This window comes from Vibrio sp. SCSIO 43135, from assembly GCF_023716665.1.
In the GTDB taxonomy this organism is placed as follows: domain Bacteria; phylum Pseudomonadota; class Gammaproteobacteria; order Enterobacterales; family Vibrionaceae; genus Vibrio; species Vibrio paucivorans.
On sequence record NZ_CP071860.1, the window covers coordinates 1,284,032 to 1,302,252 of the forward strand.

General features: G+C 45.0%; 32 protein-coding genes and 1 riboswitch. Of the genes, 5 read left to right on the plus strand and 27 right to left on the minus strand.

From position 1 onward, the window contains the following. Window positions 1-116: 116 nt before the first annotated feature. The gene (locus tag J4N42_RS20245) at window positions 117-656 is read left to right on the plus strand and encodes a hypothetical protein (RefSeq protein WP_252031664.1); all 540 of its coding nucleotides are present in this window, start codon (window positions 117-119) and stop codon (window positions 654-656) included. A gap of 29 nt (window positions 657-685) precedes the next feature. Here J4N42_RS20245 and J4N42_RS20250 read toward each other — a convergent pair whose 3' ends face one another. The 6 genes from J4N42_RS20250 to J4N42_RS20275 all read right to left on the minus strand — a co-directional run bounded on the left by J4N42_RS20250 (window position 686) and on the right by J4N42_RS20275 (window position 4,080). Then, window positions 686-1,198, minus strand: a complete 513-nt coding sequence (locus J4N42_RS20250) for a GNAT family N-acetyltransferase (RefSeq protein ID WP_252031667.1) — start codon at window positions 1,196-1,198, stop codon at window positions 686-688. Continuing rightward, a complete protein-coding gene (locus J4N42_RS20255; RefSeq protein ID WP_252031669.1) occupies window positions 1,198-1,929 on the minus strand; it encodes an SDR family oxidoreductase in 732 nt (243 codons plus the stop codon). Before J4N42_RS20255 ends, J4N42_RS20250 begins: the two co-directional genes overlap by 1 nt. A gap of 11 nt (window positions 1,930-1,940) precedes the next feature. Next, window positions 1,941-2,336, minus strand: a complete 396-nt coding sequence (locus tag J4N42_RS20260; protein WP_252034111.1) for a GFA family protein — start codon at window positions 2,334-2,336, stop codon at window positions 1,941-1,943. Between the two features lie 41 nt (window positions 2,337-2,377). Next, complete coding sequence (locus J4N42_RS20265; RefSeq protein WP_252031672.1) at window positions 2,378-3,016, minus strand: alanine--tRNA ligase-related protein; 639 nt, start codon at window positions 3,014-3,016, stop codon at window positions 2,378-2,380. An 82-nt stretch (window positions 3,017-3,098) separates the two neighbouring features. Next, on the minus strand, window positions 3,099-3,512 hold the full coding sequence (locus J4N42_RS20270) for a GFA family protein (protein WP_252031675.1): 414 nt from the start codon (window positions 3,510-3,512) through the stop codon (window positions 3,099-3,101). Window positions 3,513-3,675: 163 nt separating this feature from the next. Further along, window positions 3,676-4,080: a DUF1801 domain-containing protein gene (locus J4N42_RS20275; RefSeq protein WP_252031678.1), complete on the minus strand. Its 405-nt coding sequence runs from the start codon at window positions 4,078-4,080 to the stop codon at window positions 3,676-3,678. Between the two features lie 136 nt (window positions 4,081-4,216). On the opposite strand from J4N42_RS20275, the gene J4N42_RS20280 reads away from it, so the two are divergent. Beyond that, entirely contained in the window at window positions 4,217-5,014 is a 798-nt protein-coding gene (locus J4N42_RS20280) for a nucleotidyltransferase domain-containing protein (RefSeq protein WP_252034112.1), read from the plus strand. Between the two features lie 47 nt (window positions 5,015-5,061). Here the strand turns inward: J4N42_RS20280 and J4N42_RS20285 are convergent, their stop codons facing one another. Continuing rightward, a complete protein-coding gene (locus J4N42_RS20285) occupies window positions 5,062-5,466 on the minus strand; it encodes a GFA family protein (protein ID WP_252031681.1) in 405 nt (134 codons plus the stop codon). A gap of 245 nt (window positions 5,467-5,711) precedes the next feature. Here J4N42_RS20285 and J4N42_RS20290 point away from each other — a divergent pair, with 245 nt between their 5' ends. Then, window positions 5,712-6,131: a BLUF domain-containing protein gene (locus tag J4N42_RS20290; RefSeq protein WP_252031684.1), complete on the plus strand. Its 420-nt coding sequence runs from the start codon at window positions 5,712-5,714 to the stop codon at window positions 6,129-6,131. 6 nt (window positions 6,132-6,137) lie between these two features. On the opposite strand, the gene J4N42_RS20295 is transcribed toward J4N42_RS20290, so the two are convergent. The 18 genes from J4N42_RS20295 to J4N42_RS20380 all read right to left on the minus strand — a co-directional run bounded on the left by J4N42_RS20295 (window position 6,138) and on the right by J4N42_RS20380 (window position 14,737). Next, window positions 6,138-6,740: a class I SAM-dependent methyltransferase gene (locus J4N42_RS20295; protein ID WP_503034855.1), complete on the minus strand. Its 603-nt coding sequence runs from the start codon at window positions 6,738-6,740 to the stop codon at window positions 6,138-6,140. Continuing rightward, window positions 6,741-7,223 (minus strand): GNAT family N-acetyltransferase, encoded by a 483-nt coding sequence (locus J4N42_RS20300; RefSeq protein ID WP_252031687.1) that lies wholly within the window; start codon window positions 7,221-7,223, stop codon window positions 6,741-6,743. Then, entirely contained in the window at window positions 7,220-7,741 is a 522-nt protein-coding gene (locus tag J4N42_RS20305; RefSeq protein WP_252031690.1) for an HAD family hydrolase, read from the minus strand. The genes J4N42_RS20300 and J4N42_RS20305 overlap by 4 nt, the downstream gene beginning before the upstream one ends. Before the next feature lie 25 nt (window positions 7,742-7,766). Further along, window positions 7,767-8,144, minus strand: a complete 378-nt coding sequence (locus J4N42_RS20310; protein ID WP_252031692.1) for a hypothetical protein — start codon at window positions 8,142-8,144, stop codon at window positions 7,767-7,769. A 17-nt stretch (window positions 8,145-8,161) separates the two neighbouring features. Then, the gene (locus J4N42_RS20315) at window positions 8,162-8,635 is read right to left on the minus strand and encodes a GNAT family N-acetyltransferase (RefSeq protein WP_252031694.1); all 474 of its coding nucleotides are present in this window, start codon (window positions 8,633-8,635) and stop codon (window positions 8,162-8,164) included. Between the two features lie 33 nt (window positions 8,636-8,668). Next, the gene (locus tag J4N42_RS20320) at window positions 8,669-8,983 is read right to left on the minus strand and encodes a heavy metal-binding domain-containing protein (protein ID WP_252031696.1); all 315 of its coding nucleotides are present in this window, start codon (window positions 8,981-8,983) and stop codon (window positions 8,669-8,671) included. Between the two features lie 324 nt (window positions 8,984-9,307). Further along, on the minus strand, window positions 9,308-9,739 hold the full coding sequence (locus tag J4N42_RS20325) for a GNAT family N-acetyltransferase (protein ID WP_252031698.1): 432 nt from the start codon (window positions 9,737-9,739) through the stop codon (window positions 9,308-9,310). Between the two features lie 103 nt (window positions 9,740-9,842). Further along, the gene (locus J4N42_RS20330) at window positions 9,843-10,205 is read right to left on the minus strand and encodes a RidA family protein (protein WP_252031700.1); all 363 of its coding nucleotides are present in this window, start codon (window positions 10,203-10,205) and stop codon (window positions 9,843-9,845) included. 124 nt (window positions 10,206-10,329) lie between these two features. After that, complete coding sequence (locus tag J4N42_RS20335) at window positions 10,330-10,644, minus strand: cupin domain-containing protein (protein WP_252031702.1); 315 nt, start codon at window positions 10,642-10,644, stop codon at window positions 10,330-10,332. Window positions 10,645-10,700: 56 nt separating this feature from the next. Then, window positions 10,701-10,955: a Rho-binding antiterminator gene (locus J4N42_RS20340; protein WP_252031705.1), complete on the minus strand. Its 255-nt coding sequence runs from the start codon at window positions 10,953-10,955 to the stop codon at window positions 10,701-10,703. A gap of 16 nt (window positions 10,956-10,971) precedes the next feature. Further along, a complete protein-coding gene (locus J4N42_RS20345; protein ID WP_252031707.1) occupies window positions 10,972-11,424 on the minus strand; it encodes a GNAT family N-acetyltransferase in 453 nt (150 codons plus the stop codon). Window positions 11,425-11,457: 33 nt separating this feature from the next. Continuing rightward, complete coding sequence (locus J4N42_RS20350; protein WP_252031710.1) at window positions 11,458-12,057, minus strand: sugar O-acetyltransferase; 600 nt, start codon at window positions 12,055-12,057, stop codon at window positions 11,458-11,460. A gap of 34 nt (window positions 12,058-12,091) precedes the next feature. Continuing rightward, a complete protein-coding gene (locus J4N42_RS20355; protein WP_252031713.1) occupies window positions 12,092-12,589 on the minus strand; it encodes a GNAT family N-acetyltransferase in 498 nt (165 codons plus the stop codon). A 78-nt stretch (window positions 12,590-12,667) separates the two neighbouring features. Beyond that, window positions 12,668-12,892, minus strand: a complete 225-nt coding sequence (locus tag J4N42_RS20360; protein ID WP_252031716.1) for a DUF7661 family protein — start codon at window positions 12,890-12,892, stop codon at window positions 12,668-12,670. A 7-nt stretch (window positions 12,893-12,899) separates the two neighbouring features. After that, entirely contained in the window at window positions 12,900-13,238 is a 339-nt protein-coding gene (locus J4N42_RS20365; RefSeq protein ID WP_252031719.1) for a hypothetical protein, read from the minus strand. Window positions 13,239-13,261: 23 nt separating this feature from the next. Beyond that, window positions 13,262-13,597: a 5-carboxymethyl-2-hydroxymuconate Delta-isomerase gene (locus J4N42_RS20370; RefSeq protein ID WP_252031722.1), complete on the minus strand. Its 336-nt coding sequence runs from the start codon at window positions 13,595-13,597 to the stop codon at window positions 13,262-13,264. Between the two features lie 29 nt (window positions 13,598-13,626). Continuing rightward, window positions 13,627-14,055 carry a VOC family protein gene (locus J4N42_RS20375; protein WP_252031724.1) on the minus strand — a complete coding sequence of 143 codons (429 nt, stop codon included), beginning with the start codon at window positions 14,053-14,055 and terminating at the stop codon, window positions 13,627-13,629. A gap of 22 nt (window positions 14,056-14,077) precedes the next feature. Then, window positions 14,078-14,737, minus strand: a complete 660-nt coding sequence (locus J4N42_RS20380; protein WP_252031726.1) for an SH3 domain-containing protein — start codon at window positions 14,735-14,737, stop codon at window positions 14,078-14,080. A gap of 78 nt (window positions 14,738-14,815) precedes the next feature. Between J4N42_RS20380 and J4N42_RS20385 the strand changes: the two genes are divergently transcribed. After that, a complete protein-coding gene (locus J4N42_RS20385) occupies window positions 14,816-15,388 on the plus strand; it encodes a hypothetical protein (protein WP_252031728.1) in 573 nt (190 codons plus the stop codon). Here J4N42_RS20385 and J4N42_RS20390 read toward each other — a convergent pair. Together J4N42_RS20390 and J4N42_RS20395 are read right to left on the minus strand one after the other, a co-directional pair. Then, window positions 15,385-16,359, minus strand: a complete 975-nt coding sequence (locus J4N42_RS20390; protein ID WP_252031729.1) for a GGGtGRT protein — start codon at window positions 16,357-16,359, stop codon at window positions 15,385-15,387. The genes J4N42_RS20385 and J4N42_RS20390 overlap by 4 nt on opposite strands. A gap of 14 nt (window positions 16,360-16,373) precedes the next feature. After that, window positions 16,374-17,066 (minus strand): iron-sulfur cluster assembly scaffold protein, encoded by a 693-nt coding sequence (locus J4N42_RS20395; protein WP_252031731.1) that lies wholly within the window; start codon window positions 17,064-17,066, stop codon window positions 16,374-16,376. Window positions 17,067-17,174: 108 nt separating this feature from the next. Continuing rightward, a riboswitch (Fluoride riboswitch) is annotated at window positions 17,175-17,239 on the minus strand. 183 nt (window positions 17,240-17,422) lie between these two features. On the opposite strand from J4N42_RS20395, the gene J4N42_RS20400 reads away from it, so the two are divergent. Beyond that, window positions 17,423-18,187, plus strand: coding sequence for a CHASE domain-containing protein (locus tag J4N42_RS20400; RefSeq protein WP_252031733.1), 765 nt, complete (start codon window positions 17,423-17,425; stop codon window positions 18,185-18,187). Window positions 18,188-18,221: the final 34 nt, after the last annotated feature.

Sequence of the window (18,221 nt, forward strand, 5' to 3'; positions counted from 1 at the left end):
GCAATACTTTTAGCCCTTACTATCGGACTAAGTCCCAATTGAGACTTCACTCCTATCAAACAAGAATGCTCTGCATTAGGCCTTTGTTATTACTCTACTCTTTGGATGGAACCATCATGTTAAGAAGCCTTATTACTCTCAGTACTGCATTCGTCCTCGCAGGTTGTGCTACCGAGCCCTTTGGACAACTTTCCCAACAATATACTCCGACCAATATGCCGACAGTAGCGATGAAAGTGTTCCCGAATAACTTTCAGCTTGGGGTTTATAGTGGATATGAAAAGGACGGTCATTTTGTCCCAGAAAAATTGATTTACGATGACCAACCAAATGGTGATTTTGGCGTGTTTGAAGCACAACCTGGGCAGCTCGTCGCAATCCTTGATGTAAAACCAGCCACCAGTAAAGGCGAACGTGAAAAGTTCTCAATATGTTATCAAGGCGGGAATGTGTTGGCATTTACGATTCCAGAACAGAGTGAAGCGAACACTTACTATACCGCTAATTTCCACTACCGATATGGGTCTGGAAAACTATCGTCTAAGGTATATGACGACTATCAAATGTCTAAACCAGAGCTAGAAACTCAGTACCCAACGCTTGGAGAACTGGTTAAGCTTGAACCTAAAACTCTCGCGGTTGAAGAAGGTTGTTAGATCAAACCTTCAAAATCAAGTACTGGGTTCTATAGTTGAATCCAGTACCTTGCCAAAGGTCCGGCAAACACTTTACCCGTGACAACATTCTCAAATACGCCGCCATTGGCTTCAATGACTCTTCTGCTCGCCACATTGCCTTCATCAGCAGTAATCAGCACTCGCTCTAGCCCTAGTGCTTTTGCTTGTGCTAACACTAAGCCCAACATGGTTTTTCCATACCCTTTGCGACGATAAGAAGGCGCAACATCGTAACCAATATGCCCTGCTTCTAGCGCGAGAAACTCATTATCAATGTTATGGCGAATACGGATAGCACCAAGGATTTGCTGCTCTTGGGTCAGCCAAAAATGACTGCAAGGCACGTAGCCGTGGCGTAAGTTGACACCATTCGCTTCGTCACATAACCGCTGAACATACTGTTGGAAGTCCTCCAGGCCTTGCCGATAATAATCTGCGTTATCAGGGTCTAAGCGAGCGAAATCAAGGTAGAAACGGCTAAACGCTTGTTGCCAATTCTTATTCGGTACAACAAGCTCCATTAACGACCACCAGCAATATCAATGAAAGACCCCGTTACGTAGGAGGCTTGTTCTGACAACAGCCACGCGATAGATTCTGCAACTTCTTCCGGAGTTCCACCTCTCTTTAAAGGAATATTATCAGCCAAGCGCTCAACACGGTTGGGTTCTCCTCCATCGGCGTGCATGTCGGTATGGATAAAGCCTGGCCTTACTCCATTAACACGAATATTGTCCGCTGCTAGCTCGAGAGACAGCCCTTTGGTCAATGAATCCATCGCGCCTTTTGAGGCCGCATAGTCCACGTATTCAAACGGCGCACCAGTACGACTTGCGGCCGACGAAACATTTACTATGGCACGCTTGGTGCCCGTTTGATTGATAAAAGCTTTACAGCAAAGGAAGCAACTCAATACATTGGTTTGCATGATTTGGTTAAAGCGTTCAGCGCTGATGTCAGCTAGACGAGACTGAGTAAACAACCGCCCTGCATTATTCACTAGGTGCGAGACTACGCCGTAACGTCGATTCACTTCCTCGAACATCGCCTGCACTTGTTGTTCATTAGAAACATCCGCTTGGAAGGCAAATGCTTCACCACCTGAGCGTTTGATTTCATCAACCAGCGCCAAAGCAGGCTGTTGGCTTCGACGATAGTTGATGCACACCGCATAACCCTGACGGGCAAGGAGCTTAGATGTCGCCGCACCTATGCCGCGGCTCCCACCTGTTACTATGACAACTTTATCCACTATGATTCCTTCTACTTTCGATCCGCTGGATGGTTTACACCATCATTGGTGACGACGTCACCGAGTTCAAAAGGGTTAACGCCTTCCAAACAGCCAACATTAAAGCCATATTCATTTGGCTGAGAGCGGCGTTGATGATGAGTATAAATACCACAGTTTGAACAGAAATAGTGCTTCGCTGTATTGGTGTTAAATTGATATAGCTTTAAGGCATCGCTACCTTTTAGGATTTTAATACCGTCTAGATCTACCGACGCCACGATGGCACCCTTTCTTCTGCAAATCGAGCAGTCACATCGACGTGGTTTCTCTATCCCATTAGGTAAAGTAAGCTCTAACTCCACTGAACCACAGTGACACGTCGCTTTATGTTTCAATCGTATTTCTGTGTTACCGACTTGCTTAATCATGCTCTACTCCTTTGCTCTCGATGCTCGCGAATCACTTGTTAGGCCAGCGTAATTTCTACTCGCTCTTTGCCTTTCCCTACGTTTTTACGCTTCAGTTTTATTGCCCCAACTTCCCCAGTGCGCTTTAAGTGAGTACCACCACAAGGGACTTTGGCGAAGCCATTGACTTGCCAGTAGCGACGCTCACTGCTGACATCAGAAAATGCGCTTTCGATATTGGCATTGCCGTCAATTATCGCCTGCGCTTGTTCCTGAATATTCGGTAAAAGTGTGTTGATGTTTTCCGGCCAGACAAAATCAATCCTGCTTTTATCCGCTGAAATATGCGCTCCCACTTTGTCTATTTGTGGGTAGTTCTGGGTAAAGATCTCGAGAACAACCTCAGCAGCAAAATGAAGCTTCATTAATGCATAGCGCCTAGGCCAATCAATGTTGGTTTCTACTTGATCACCGACGTCAAAACGAGGACGCTCTGCCAAGGTATAAACGATTTGTTTGCCTTGCTTCGTCGCTTTCACCACTGAAATACCACCAATTGTCCCGGCATCACTTTCCTGCCCTCCAGATTCAGCGTAGAAAATGGTTTCTTGCAAGGTGATATCGCAGCCTTCGACCGATGAGACAATCGAGGATAATTCGGTTTGATAAGGGTTAACCCAAAAAACTTTGCTGGTCATTATGGCTCCCTGCCAACAGAAAAATAGTGCGCCTCTATTAGGCAAAGACGCACCTTAAATATGACTAGATTGAATGGTTAGGCTATGGCTGTTTAGGAAAGGTTTTTACCCCTTCAGGAATATCTACCCAGCTTAACTTTTCACTGACCCATACGTGAGCTTGTGGTTCAAACAGGCTGGCATCTTCCAAATGAACGGGCTTGAGCTTTAGTTTGAGGGTAGACATATCATCTGGGTTGTAATGATAGACTCTATTTCCACACTCAGGACAGAATGCTGCGCAGTTCTTGTTACCGCTTTCAGCCATTCTCTGCCACTCTTTCAGCTCCCCAGTGAACTCAATGCTGTCTGTAGCCACAATCGCCGTCACACTGTATGGGCTGGTTGCCAGCTTTTGACACTCCGTACAATGACAAGCGATGACCATTTTCGGTTCAGCTTTTAGCTGGTAGCTCACCTGCCCACATTGGCAAGCACCTTGAATTGGGTATTCCATAGTGTTCTTTCCTTGTAAACAATAGTCAGTGGCGTCCGTAGAGCTTCATGGCTCTATAAACTGCCAAGCAATACTCAATGTACCAGCGAATAATAGAATGCCAACTTTCTAAATTGATTGCTGAATCTTGGTCACTTTTCTGTCTAGAGGCTAAAGCCGGATATTAAGCGCCTAACATCGGCAGATGTTTACGCTTGTGATACGTCAGGGCAAGCTCAATACAGTGGCTGAGTTCAGCGCCAGGAAGTGGATCAGAAGAGTGGAACTCAAGAGCTCTATTGCCGTGATAAGCACACAAGTTGGGGTACAGCTCTCGGAATGTGTCCACAAGCTTAGTCTGACAATGAAAATAAACAAAAAAACTTTCTGGTGAAGACACTTTGCAATCCATACGTATCGGACTACCTCCCGCGACTGAAAAGCTAATCTCACCCCATTTAAGAGACTCTTCTATCGGCCCCAATTGGTTTTGCTCAGCAATAGAGCTAATAAGACGTCGTAACTCTTTTGCCCTACTTCGCCCTTGTGGTGGTAGCTGGTCGAATCTATCTTGAACATCCTTATTCATGATTGTTTCTCCTTTGATTGAAATTCACGGATAGATCCGTCATATTGTAATGCTGCGTTAATTTTACCGCACTAACTGCACCATGCAGTTTTCATCATCGAATTCGATATAAAGGTAAAATATGATTTATCCCGCTATCCAATACCCAGCAACTCTTCCAGAAGCTCATAAAGCGCTTCTCACTCAAATTATCGACACATTGTCGCGTGACACTCGCATTGTCGGTATCGGGGCGAGTGGCTCTTATGCTTCCGACGCCATGGACAAATACAGTGACCTCGACTTAGTCATTGCCGTTGAGCCAAGCCACTTTGAAGCCATTATGGGCGAACGCTTTGAAATCATCGACCAAATCGACGGGAAAGTCGCTTCATTTACTGGTGAACACGTTGGTGAGCCAAGGCTAGTCATCGCGCTTTACGCTCCACACTCAATCCACGTGGACTACAAGTTCGTTGCCTTACCCGATGCTGCTACACGAGTCGACGATACTCAAGTGCTATGGGAAAGAGAACGTAAGTTGTCGCAAGTATTTGAAAGCTCAACCCACCAGTACCCACAACCCGATCCACAATGGATTGAAGACCGATTCTGGATTTGGCTACATTACGGTGCCACTAAAATCGCTCGTGGTGAATACTTTGAAGCGATGGAGTTTCTCTCGTTTTTGCGCAGCGTTGTTTTGTCACCACTAGCGTTAAAGCAACAACAACTTACGCCGTCTGGGGTCAGAAAAATTGAAACGCGCCTACCAGAGTTTTCCGAGCAGCTTAAGCTCACCGTTGCTCAACCGGAAAAACAATCACTCATCGACGCTTTTGAGAAAAGCATTGAGCTTTACCTATCACTGCGCGAAAAAGAGAGCGTAGTAATCAATCCAGCAGCTCAATCACTGTGTATTGATTACTTCAAAGCAGAGCTCAAGCAACAATAGATGCTCCAGTCAGGGGAGAATTGGCTCCCCTGAACTTTCAGGGCTCTCTACTGAGGGAAGCCCGGCAGTTTCTCTACGCTTAAACCCGCTTTGTGCCAATCCGCTTGCTCAGCACAGAAAATTTGAGCATCTGGCGTTTTCGACGGCTCTTGATCTAAGCTCCCAGCAGGTACAATCAAAAACTTACCGCTTTTATTCACATACGGCATCCCAGAACCACATTGAGAACAAAACGCTCGAGCAAATGCCCTTTCTGGGTGCTCATATCTCTGCAACAAACTTTGCCCAGTTTTCCACGTAATGTTGTCTGGCAAGGTAAACAAATTCGATGCGTGAGCCGACCCTGTGAGCTTCCGACATTGATCGCAATGGCAGAAGAAGAATCGTTTAAAATCATCTTCCACTTCAAAACTCACCGCTCCACAACAGCAGCTTCCAGATAGTTTACTCATCACTCCTCCCTGTTTTGTGTTTATGCCACCGGCGATTGTTCGCTGATCTCGGCCTTTCGTTAACAAACCCACTATCACTGCTTATTTGATGGCACCGCAAGGTGAAATCCTACAAACGTGAACTCCACACCATTAATCCCTGAAAATAGCGTACTTTTGAAAGAGAGCCCTAATTTAGACTGTCAAATAGAAAATTAGGAAACTTGTTTTATATTTAATTAAAGAGTTTTGAATTGGAGAGCACAATGAGCTTAGTCCGACTTATCTATGTGAGTAAGATTACCAATCAATTTGCTATGTCGAGCTTAGAAGATATTCTGCAAGTGGCGCGAAAAAACAATGAGAAAAATAACATCACCGGAATGTTGTGCTTCAATCGGAATTTCTTTTTACAAAGTATTGAAGGAACGAGAGATAGCGTAAATGCTACGTACAACAAGATCCTCAATGACGAACGGCATCACAATGCCATTATCTTGGAGTACAGCGAGATTAGTGCCCGCGACTTCGCTGATTGGTCGATGGGTTACGTTCCGAGCTCAAGCCTTACCGCACCATTAAATCTACAGTTTTCCGGAACCACAGAATTTGACCCATATTCACTATCAGGACAAAGTGCGTACCAGTTTTTGCTGAAGCTAAAAGGGACACTACCAAATATATAAGAGGATTTAACGACGCTTGATTGCCATCACCGAAAACGTATGCCAGCGTTTTTGCTTGCCAATAGCGGTGGTGCCAATCTCGTTGCGTTGGTTAAACGAGGCAATTTCAAAACGGTCAAAAAGGCTCAATACTTGTTGCTCCGTCAAAGGGGTAGTAGGTGTTCGATAATGGGATGCCCAGCTATCCTCGCCCCCCATAAAATCACCAGAAAACACGCCTCCAACTTCAAGGCTTGCTACTAATTTCTGCCACGTTTTTTCAAATCGACTTGGGTCTGCAAAATACAAACTCGAGTGCGCTAAGATAACCCCAGCATTCGGGTAGTCATAGTCTTCAAAAGTAGCTTGGGTGATGTCGACTAACGCACTTTGATTGAATCGCTCTCGACAAAGCGCAACTGCATCTTGGTTACAATCAAAACCATGGACTTGTAAGCCTTGCTCGTCCAAATAAGCAATATCACTTCCTGTTCCACAACCACAATCTAGCGCTACATTAGAAACTGTTTCACGTAACGAAATTGCTTTCTCGGTTCTCGGAGAATGTTTACGAGTTAATGCCTTTTGATAGTATTGGCGCCATATCTCCGAGTGTACATTGATGTCCATTTAACCTTTTACCTCAGAGCATCCTCGCTTTTCCATAACGAAGTTGGTCAGGCGCTGCCCTCTTACTTCAATTATTTGCTCTCGGACTACAGAGAACCCTAACCGCAAATAAAAGGGCTTGGCAGTGAGGCTAACTTCAGAGTACAGCCGTTCTATTCCTCGAATTTCAGCCTGTTCAAAAACATGATTCATCAACGCTTTACCAATACCGATACCTTGGTACTGGTGATGGCAAAAGAAGTGGTCGATCAAACCGCAGTCTTGCAGGTCAGTGTATCCGACAATGACATCATCTAACTCTGCAACAAACGGCTGCAGCGCATCCATTTTCTTTTGCCAAACTGCAGGTTCAAACCCATCAGGAGCCCAAGCCTCCACCTGCTGATCGGTGTAATCTTGTCTATTAACTTCTCGAACAGTCTGATAGAAAAGCTGCCACAAAGCTGGAGCATCGTAGGGCTGGTAAGGTCTAATGGTGATCATGACTTAGCCTCATTGAGGACTGGAAGCAATTCCATCAAATGATGAACCTGACAAGCGCCTTTGCTTTCAAGGTTGTGGGTCTCTGCATAGTGAGGTAGTGAAGAGTCACTTGAGCCAGGGTTAAACCAAATCGCAGAAATACCCGCTTCAATAGCAGGCGTAATATCTTTTTCCAAGGTATCCCCAACCATTATCACTTGGTTAGCTTCTACGTTTAGTCTCTCGACAATCGCTCGATAAAATTCAGCTGAACCCTTCAAGATGCCAAGGTTCTGCTTACAAAAATAACCAGAAATATACTCAGACAATCCAACACGTTCAAAAGCACGTTGAATATCTTGTTCGCTCGATTCCACTGCGCTGGTCGCGATAAACACCTGATTGGTTTTCGATAACTCAGACAACATTTGGTCAGCGCCATCTACCGCTTCTACCTTGGGCCAATCGCACATTTTCCCTGGGAGCGGAAAATCCACCATTAGAGTGTTGCCCCAATCGAACAAGTATACTTTTGCCATCGTTCCTCCTTGCCTGGCAATTGTGCTAGTACGGTAACTCGTCAGCTGAAACACCAACATAATCTGGCTCAACTGGCTGAGTGAAGCGAACGGCTTTAATCGTCTCACTCCCTAGCATCACAGCTTTACATACACGGTGCATTCCATCCATCACTCTTCCCTGATGGCATAGGATTATCGGATACGACAAATCCGCGTTTTGGATCAGCGCAGCATGTTCTGCAATGTTTCTACACGTTGGTTTAGCGCCACCCAGTTCATACCAGAACTCATGATCCAATTCGGTTATTTCATCAAGGGCTATTTCTGTTACTGGTAAGCTTTTGGACAGCTCAATAAGACGGAAGACATCCCAAGACTGAAGCCCCAACTCTGATGGGCGAAAATGATATTGCTGACGCATAGTTTCTCTCTACTCTTTTAGTCGTCCGATACCAACCAAACCATAATATGAGTCTCGACTCCGTTATGTATTGCATTGTGGAGTATCGTGAAGCCGTATTTTGTGTATAAATCAATGTTGTGCTGCTCGCATTGAAGATACAAACGCTCAATGCCGAGTTGGCGGACATGCTGCTTGGCTTTTTCAATCAATGCCGGGGCATACCCCTTACCTCTACCTTGCTCGGCAACATAGACACCTCCCAGCCAATGTTCATACTCTGGGTAATCGACATGTTCACGAATTTTGAGTTCAGCAACCGCAACTAGCTGCTGATCATCATGCGCGACCAGTGCTAAGGGAAAGGCCTCTACGTTTTGTGCTTTTTGAGTGACTTTTTCCAACACTCTATCAATAGTAATATTCGGAACGGTATAGCCCCACTCATCGAAATACCATTGCGCAATTTTTTCACATTCATGGGGGTGTTGTGCTAAATAGGTTATGTCCATTTTTTCACTTTAATCGCAGATGAGTAAATGACGCTACTTGAGCCTTACCGCCGTTCCATAGGCCATGACTTCAGAGGCACCATCGGTGATCGCACTCGTCGTGAACCGAACTCCAACCACCGCATTAGCGCCAAGTTGCCTAGCCTCATCAAGCAACCTTTCCACAGCTTTGCTACGGGCTTCTGTTAACATTTCTGTGTAACCTTTGAGCTCTCCGCCGACAATGCCTTTCAGGTTCGCCATAATATCCCGACCTACATGCTTTGATTGCACAACGTTGCCCGTAACAACGCCAAGCACAATATCAATTTCGGCGCCCGCTATCGTTTCAGTGGTAGTGTAAATCATCCTGATCTCCTAAAAGTTGGCATTATCATTACCGTAAGCACTCACCTCGAAAGTTTCACGCAGATAAGTACATAGGCTATGGGTTATAGAACATACTGCCATAGCCTGAGTTTGAAACAACAACCAACTGTAGGTTATTGTTTGAGTAAGTGTTTCTTTAACCCATTTGTACTAAATTTTATGTATTAAAGAGTTATGTTTTATGTGTTGAAGACCTATGTTTTATGTATTGAACAAAGAGTTTTTTAAAGCCAGAAACGGAAATGCCCAAGGTTATTGGCCTTGGGCATTTCTTCTAACTGTTTGGGTAACGACTAACCGAGCTTATAAAGCCATATGCAGAATTGGGAATGGTTTTCCCATATCATCAACGGGTGAACGTGAAACAACGTGAAAGCCCATATGCTGATAGAAACCAACCGCTTGAGGGTTTTGCTCATTTACATCAACTTTCGTTGCATTCAATGACTCTAACGCATATTGCAATAACGTTTTTCCCACTCCTTGACCGCGAATTTCATCAAGCACAAACAGCATTTCAATTTTAGCTTCGTGGACTCCCACAAAACCTACAATGCTTCCGCTTTCAGCTTTGACACACTTCAACGTTACAACAGGGAACGCCTGTTCAATAATGATAGGTTTAAAAAACTCAATATCTTCATCAGTGATAAAGTCATGAGTGGCTCGGACCGAGTTTTCCCAAACATTCAACATTTCTGCGTAATCCTTGGGAAGCACATTTTCAACAATCATAGTAAAGACTCTCTAAAAAGACTGGGAGATATGTGCAGCCGCGACGCAAGCTTAGCAAACCATTCAAACTAGGTAAATGTGGATTAATCTTATTAAATTGGCGTTACAGGTACTTCTCTCCTGCCGCTGCCACAAACGCCATTTCCACTAATAAGTCTGGGTTAGCAAGCTCGGCTTTTACGCATGCTCGACTTGGTGCGCAGCCTTTAGGAAACCATTTGTCCCACACACGATTCAAGGCATCAAAATTCGCAAAGTCGGTTAAGTAAATGGTGACCGAAAGGATACGAGATTTATCGCTATCGACTAATTCAAGCATAGACTCAGCTTGCTCAAAAATTTGTTCAATTTGGCTCTCAATACCTGCTGAGGTATCGGATTCCGCCACTTCTACAAAATGAGCGATGCCATTAAAAACGGTGACATCGCACCAACGTTCACAAGGGTTAATTCTATGAATTTTCACGGTTTACTTCGCCAACTAAAGGAAAAGCTCAGTGTACCAAGCCACCTAGATCGTGCAAAACAGTAAATTGTGTTCGGGCATATCTAAACACAGCAAGCAAAATTCCGCATGTGTCTTGTGCAGGTTATTTGTAAAACACCGCTAGCCACACTGTAATTTCGTCTTTCGCTGTCCCAGCGACTTTATGCTTTTCCCGAGCCTTAATATTGATATGGTCGCCAGAATTAAGCGTCACTGTTCGACCATCTTCAAACTCAATGATGCCCTGCCCCTTCAAAACGATAACCCATTCATTTTCATCTTGATCGTACCAACCCGACTCTGGAGAACTTTGACCGTGAGATAATATGCGCTCGATTCTCACGTTATCTGTCGCGACAAGATCCTCAAATATTTCTTCAGGTAAGTTGCTGGGTAAATTGGAGAATACATTGCTCATAGTGTTCCTAGCTTTTTGATTCCATTATTGATTGTTGTTTAGCCACTTTCAGGCATCTAGCCCTGCGTTCCAAACACCACCTGACTGAAATGTGGGTTATCGGTTAAAACATCCAGTTTCACAATATCATCCAGTACAACCAATCGAACTGAGCCAGACTCATTAACTTCGATGCATTCTTGCTTCTCTTGATTACGTTTTGTATCCAGCGCAACACACTCGATTTTCGCACCGGATTTACATGTTAAGAGAATTGGATAGCGGTAAAGACAGATAATCTCAATGTAGTCATAATCACTGCAACTAATCATGCCTTCCTCCTACAGTTCAAGGTTCAAGATGTAAATACAGCCTCAACATGTCTTTATGTTGGATACCATTTTCGTAAATAGGGTCTGGGTAGTTATCCAAGAAATGATCTTTTACTACCGATCCAACTCGAAAACCTAATCGTTGATAATAAGTCAACTGATAGCCAAACGTGCCAGTACCAAGCTCTACTGTCTGCACTCCCTTCTTAGCAAGGTGACTCAAGGTAAATTGCATCAACACACTGCCAATGCCTTGCTTTTGAAACTCAGGAGAAACAGAAACATTAAATACTTCAGCGGTGTTTTTCCTGGTCATCTTCACAATGCAAGCCGCAATAACCTGCTGCTTGGACTTCGCTACAAAACACCAACCACCGTCAAGGTAACTTAATATTGATTGCTCTGAAGGGTCTGCTTCTAGTAGCAACGACATTGGAACTTGGCTGGAGTCGGTTTCTAAATATTCCATTGTTTATCCCCCATATTAGCAACGCACCAAACGCTATAACTCAATGCGGCGATCTTTATAGTAATACTCTTTATCGTGTTCGCTGATCTCACGGAGCACTCGACACGGGTTGCCAACCGCTACCACATTAGCTGGAATATCTTTGGTCACAATACTGCCAGCTCCAATCACAGTGTTTTCACCAATTGTAATGCCTGGTAGCACTACCGAATTTGCCCCAATCCAAACATTGTTACCAATCGTCACAGGGATGTTGAACTGTGCCACCTTTCGGCGTAACTCAGGGTCAATTGGGTGACCCGCTGTTGCTATGGTTACATTTGGCCCAATCATGACTGAGTCGCCGATATAAATATCGGTATCGTCCACCAACGTTAGGTTAAAATTGGCATAAACGTTGTTACCGAGATGCGTATTGATCCCCCAGTTCGCCTGAAGAGGAGGCTCGATATAGCAGTTTTCTCCAACCTCGGCGAATAGCTTTTGCATGATCTCGTTGCGCTTGTCTCCCTCACTAGGCCGAGTATGGTTAAAGTCATAGAGGACTTCCAAACATTGGGTTTGTTGGTTGATTAACTCTTCATCATCGCAGAAATAGACTTTCTGACTATGTACTTTGGTTTTAATATCCATACTGGTTTACCTAAAAAGAAAAATAACGAACAGACTACGAAAGATGATCGGGGCGAATTCTCGACATTAAATGCATATCGACATATCGCCCCGCTTTAAATGTGCTTAAACGTTTAGTCCCTTCAACTTCAAAGCCAGTCGCTAAATACAGAGCTTTAGCCACCTCGTTGTCAGCATGCACTTCTAATTCTATACGGACTAGATTAAGCCAATTATCAGCTTGATTGATGATTTCTTTTATCAGCGCTTTGCCAATACCTTTACCGTGAGAGTCAGGATGAATAGCGATTGCCAAGCCTGCGCTATGCTTATCGCGCACCTTGTGAGACATAAAAAGCGTCACGTGGCCTACCACTTTATCGCCACATTGAGCCACTAAAGTGTAGTTATTCGGGTTGTCGAATAACCCCGCAACGTAGTCGGAGCTTAAGAAAGGTTTTTGCGATGTGTTCGCGGTGACAGATGTAAAGCTGTATAACTCAGCTAAATCGTGATTATCTGACAGTTCTAAGTGTCTAATTTTCAAATCCAAAACATGCCTCAGAGAATTCCATTTTTCTTTACTATGCATGTTTTAAGCGTGAATCTCTATGACGTTTTACTTAAGCCGTTAATCATGCTCCAATTGCTCGACTGTTGGATGACGCTGTGTTGCCATTTCATGATAAATATCATCGAGATAACGACCTAATTCATCACTAGATAATTCCGCAGGGATCGCGACGTCATAAACTCTCGTTCGCATCCCAACATCTGATTCTAGGTACAACTCCCACGCCTCATCTTTACGAACAACGACCATTGGTTTACCAAACACGTTAAATCGATATTTCATACATCCCCTACCACTCGACTACTTTGCCACTTTCCACCACTAACCCGGATTCAATGACAGACGTAACAACAATGATGTGGTCCACGCTTACACCAAGAGTCTCAGATAATGTATTGGACAAGGCAAGTTGGATAGCCTTCACCGATGATGTTGACCAGAGCGAAGGCAAAATTAACTGTGCAACGACCGCGTAGGGCTTGCCGGATTGAGCTTCGGCTTGAACAAAGTTGATTGTCATTTCGTCTGCATTCGTTCCCGCAAGCTCCGCCCAGCGTCGAGTAAAACCGCTCAGGTTACAATCAAATAACTCCACACTTGGTGAAACCGTACAATGGGCTATTGGCATTACAGCCTCCTCGGTCTATATCATCAAACGATTTGCTTCGCGTAACTGGCTCTGTCGATATCGACCACTTCAACCGTTAGCGAAGCATCCGCTAAACCCAACTCAAGCAGCTGCTTAAGGATACATTGAGAGAGCAAACACTTATCCGCTTCGCTTCGCCCAGAGAGTATCTTAGCCGAGACATGAACAAACTCTTGTTTACGCCCACCCGATTGATAGCTCTGATAAACCAAGCTGCGAACCTTAATATCACTGCCGTCGGGCGCGAATAGTTTTGAAGCCATAGCCCCCTCAAACACCAATTGGTTCAAAGCGTTGCTATCAATAGAAGGAGAATGTTCAATAATACAGTGTGGCAATGTCGATCCTTTGGTTTTGTCGTTGTTGATCAATCGATGACAAGGCTGCCATCGTCATTAAACTCCCAACAGTCACCATATGCGATTTCCCACAGGTGGCCATCGGGATCAGAGAAGTAACCACTGTAACCGCCCCAAAATACATCTTGTGCTGGTTTTACAATCGTTCCACCAGCGCGTTCCGCCATTGCTAAGGTTTCATCTACCTCAGCTTTACTGCGAGTATTGTGGGCAAGCGTTACACCAGAGAACTGGCTTCGATTAGGAGAGAGGTGTGGCGAAACATCGTCCGCCAACGCTTGATTTGGGTAAAGAGCTAAACAAACGCCACCTGTTTTAAAGAAAATGATGCCATCTTCAGGGGTTTTGGAACTTTCAAACCCTAGCGTTGAATAGAACTTAAATGCAACTTCGAGGCTTTCTACCCCTAATGTGATGATACTGACTCTGGGTTCCATGGAGATATCCTTTCTGGCGAGACTATTTATAGAATATCTCACCCGAGTGAACATCCAAGTATATTTTGTTCGCTTGCTTCATTCCGCCGCAATAAACGAAATACACGTCACGTTCACTGTAGCGCACTGAACGTACCCAGCCACCTAGCTCTTCAAAATCTAATGGCGAGCAGGTCCCTTCATCAATTAGCTGGCCTGTTGTCTCAATAAACTTATCTTGAAACATTTTGAAGTCGTCTGAATTTTCAACGTACCCCATAAGGGTTTTAGTCCGTTCTGCTTTAGTGATAACTGGCTTTTCTTCAACCAATGCATCCATTGGAATCCACTCTGCCACCTCAGCCCCACCTTCTTCGTAGACGTAGTACACCGAGATTCGTCCCCATCCTTCTTTCTTTTCCAGAATGGTTAGCTTATCTCCACGGTATAAAACACTTTCGACAAACGCATCGTAGTCTGGGTATTCTCGCACACCCAACTTGGGCGGGCTGACATAGTATTCAGTCACTTCCGGTTTAGGGGCTTCCTCTTCCTCAACCACTACCGGGGCTTCTTCTTCCTCTTCAGGCATTGGCTCAGGTGCCATAACTTCGTTTTCTGGTTTCCACACAAACAAGTAGTAACCTGCTCCTGCTCCGGCAAGCCCTAAAACGAGTAATAAAACCATCAGCACTTTCTTCATGCTTGTCGGGGTTCCTATATTGGGTAGTTGCATCAATGCGACCTATACTCAAGTCAGGTCACACTTTTAGTTGTTCTTATGCGATGGCGCACAGTTTCTTTAACTATAACGGCAATTATACTCATCACTTTATCGAGTTTGGTAAAAAGTGCCCATTGCCAAGAAGAACAATGGAATAAAGCTCTAATCAAACAGCAGGCGCTCGACTCTTGGTATAACCAGCAAGCCCGTTGGTTTAACAGTGCCTTACTGGTCTTTCATCAGCAAGTATTCCTGCATAAAGAGTTTAGCAAGACCGAATTAACGTCCCTTTGGCACCCGAGCAAACAAGGTTTTCACGACAAAATGGATCAGCAGATTGTTGCTTCCTCTCAGGCTAGCCTGTTGCTGGATGAACAGATAGAAAAGCTGGGCCAAGGCCAACTTCAGATTGAGGAAATGCAGTCGATGTGGAGTGCGATGAGTGTGCACTGCGATATTGCCGACCTGAAAGTGAATGCACTTTCCAGTGCGAGGTATGTGATAACCAACCAAGAACTGCAACAGGAGCTCACTTTACTTATAAGAAAAGTGAGCTTCTTGAAAAACACCTATTCGGCAGAAGCTCAGGTGTTGCGGGACACTAAAGCACGAGCCGAGTCAGCGCCTTAGTGCGTTGTGTGTTGCTCCACCGCCACCGCTAACGCTACCGTGGCCCCGACCATTGGATTGTTACCCATGCCAATAAAGCCCATCATCGCTACATGAGCAGGAACCGAAGAGCTGCCAGCAAACTGAGCGTCGGCATGCATTCTACCCATTGTATCTGTCAGTCCGTAAGAAGCTGGGCCTGCCGCAACGTTGTCTGGGTGTAATGTACGCCCAGTACCACCACCTGAAGCCACAGAGAAATACGGTTTCTGTTGCTGAGTTCGCTCAAGCTTATAAGTACCAGCTACCGGATGTTGGAAACGAGTTGGGTTGGTTGAGTTACCCGTGATACTCACATCGACTTGCTCGCGATGCATGATCGCGACACCTTCACGAACATCATCTGCGCCGTAACAGAGAATCTCTCCGCGCTCCCCTTGTGAGAAGCGTTTACGACTCACTTCATGTAACTCCCCTGTTTGGTAATCGAACTCTGTGCGCACATAGCTAAACCCGTTAATACGCGAGATAAGATAGGCAGCATCTTTACCTAACCCATTGAGGATCACTTTGAGTGGTGAACGGCGAGACTTATTGGCGTTCAATGCAATTTTGATTGCACCTTCAGCGGCGGCAAAAGATTCATGCCCAGCCAAGAAAGCAAAACACTGAGTGTCTTCATTCAATAAGCGAGCGGCCAACGCACCATGGCCTAAGCCGACTTTACGCTGCTCTGCCACACTGCCTGGTTTGCAAAATGCCTGTAACCCTTCACCAATCGCTAGCGCCGCACTCTCTGCACTGTCAGTGTGGCGATACAAAGCCATCGCAGTGCCCAGTGTGTATGCATCGCAAGCATTATCGAACGCGATAGGCTGGGTTTCTATCACCATTTGTTTCGCATCTATACCGTGGGATAAGCAGTACTGATGCGCTTCTTGGATAGATGATAGGTTCATGTCTTTAAGTAATTGAATAACGTGATTGTTCATGGCGAAACCTCGGCTTATGCGTGACGTGGATTGATAGTAGAGACTGCTTCATCGAAACGGCCATAAGTACCTGTAGCTTCTAGCATGGCTTGTTCAGCTGCTATGCCTTGTTCGATAGAAGCCATCATCTTGCCTAAGTTAAGGTATTGGTAGCCAATGATTTCCTTGTCTTCATCGAGCGCGAGTTTGGTGACGTAACCTTCTGCCAATTCCATATAACGAGCACCTTTTGCGCGTGTTGAGTAACTGGTCCCCACTTGACTGCGCTGAGTTTTGCCTAAGTCCTCCATTGCCGCTCCAATCTCCAATCCGCCTTCAGAAAACGCCGATTGAGTGCGACCATATACAAACTGCAAAAATATCTCGCGCATCGCTACATTGATCGCATCGCACACCAAGTCGGTGTTTAAGGCTTCTAGAATGGTTTTCCCCGTTAAGATTTCTGCGGCCATTGCAGCTGAGTGGGTCATACCAGAGCAGCCTACCGTTTCAATAAGCGCTTCCTCGATGACGCCATCTTTAACGTTTAATGTGAGTTTTGCTGCGCCTTGCTGTGGCGCACATGAACCAACGCCATGGCTTAAACCAGATAGCGCGATGACCTCGGTTGGACGGATCATTCGGCCTTCAACAGGAATCGGTGCAGAAGGATGCAAATCGCCACGTTGAATCGGGCACATGGATTGAATATCAGAAGAATATTGCATGTTGTTTTCCTTGGTTAAGGAAAACAAGTGTGAAGTGGCACGATACCTACAGAAGCTCATGGAGACACGTAGAACGCGCCCCTCATACCAACAGTTACACCTGTTTTCGATTCTGTAGGAGTCATCAGCCAATATGGCGGTTAAGTAGGTGGAACCCCATCACCTGTGGCAACAATTGTAGATCTACATCACATTTAGATGCAATGAGCGAGTTAGAGCGTTTTTACATAAAACCACACGCCGTAATGCTCAATTGAATATATAAGATCAAATTACTATTGATAACAATTACCATTTGCATTCATATGAAAAATCATTAACATCCCGATATCGTTCTTTAAGTGATATACGGTCTAGTGAAATTACCTCTGCGCTCTAGAAACTCTATTTTCATTTGGTTGATTGGTATCATCGTCGCGTTAGGAAGCTTTCAAACCGTACAGTATTATGAATCTAGGAGACACAGCGATCAGCTACAAGCCCAGTTTGATTCTAAGTTTCGCTCCCTTGAGCAATCATTAGGCTCGATAGAAAACCTGCTTTATTCGACACGCTCGTTTCTCCTAAACGCCAACTCACCCAGCCAACAACAATTTGAGCAGTACTTAACGCAGCGCACGGGAATCGGTTCCATTGTTCATTCGGTTCTTTGGCTTCCGACCATTCCTGCATCACAAGTTGAACAGTTGAGAAAGTCAGCAAAAGACAACGGTTTTCTTGCCTACAGCCTCTCTCCAAGCCTAGAGGAACAACCACAATGCGACCAAGTCATGCCCGATACCACATTTCCGGTTCTGTATGTGTCGTCTATCTTTGAGGCCAGCGATTATTTGGGAATACGTTTTGATACGCATCCTAGCGATGCTAAAGCGATGAATTTGGCTTACCAAAATAACGCAGCGACGGTCTCGACAATCAGCATGGATGGCCAAGATGCAGCAAGAGTCTTCCTACCCGTGATTCAACACGATCGTCTACAGGGCTTTGTCGCGGCCAATATCATTTTGCACGAATTACTAGGCGTCACTTGGAGTGAACAAATTAACTCCAACAAGTTAAATATCACGGTTCGCGCTAAAGAGACTCAACACACTCTGTTTCAATCCCACCTTCAATATTAAACTGAGTGATTCCGAGCTTTTTGAGCAGATATTT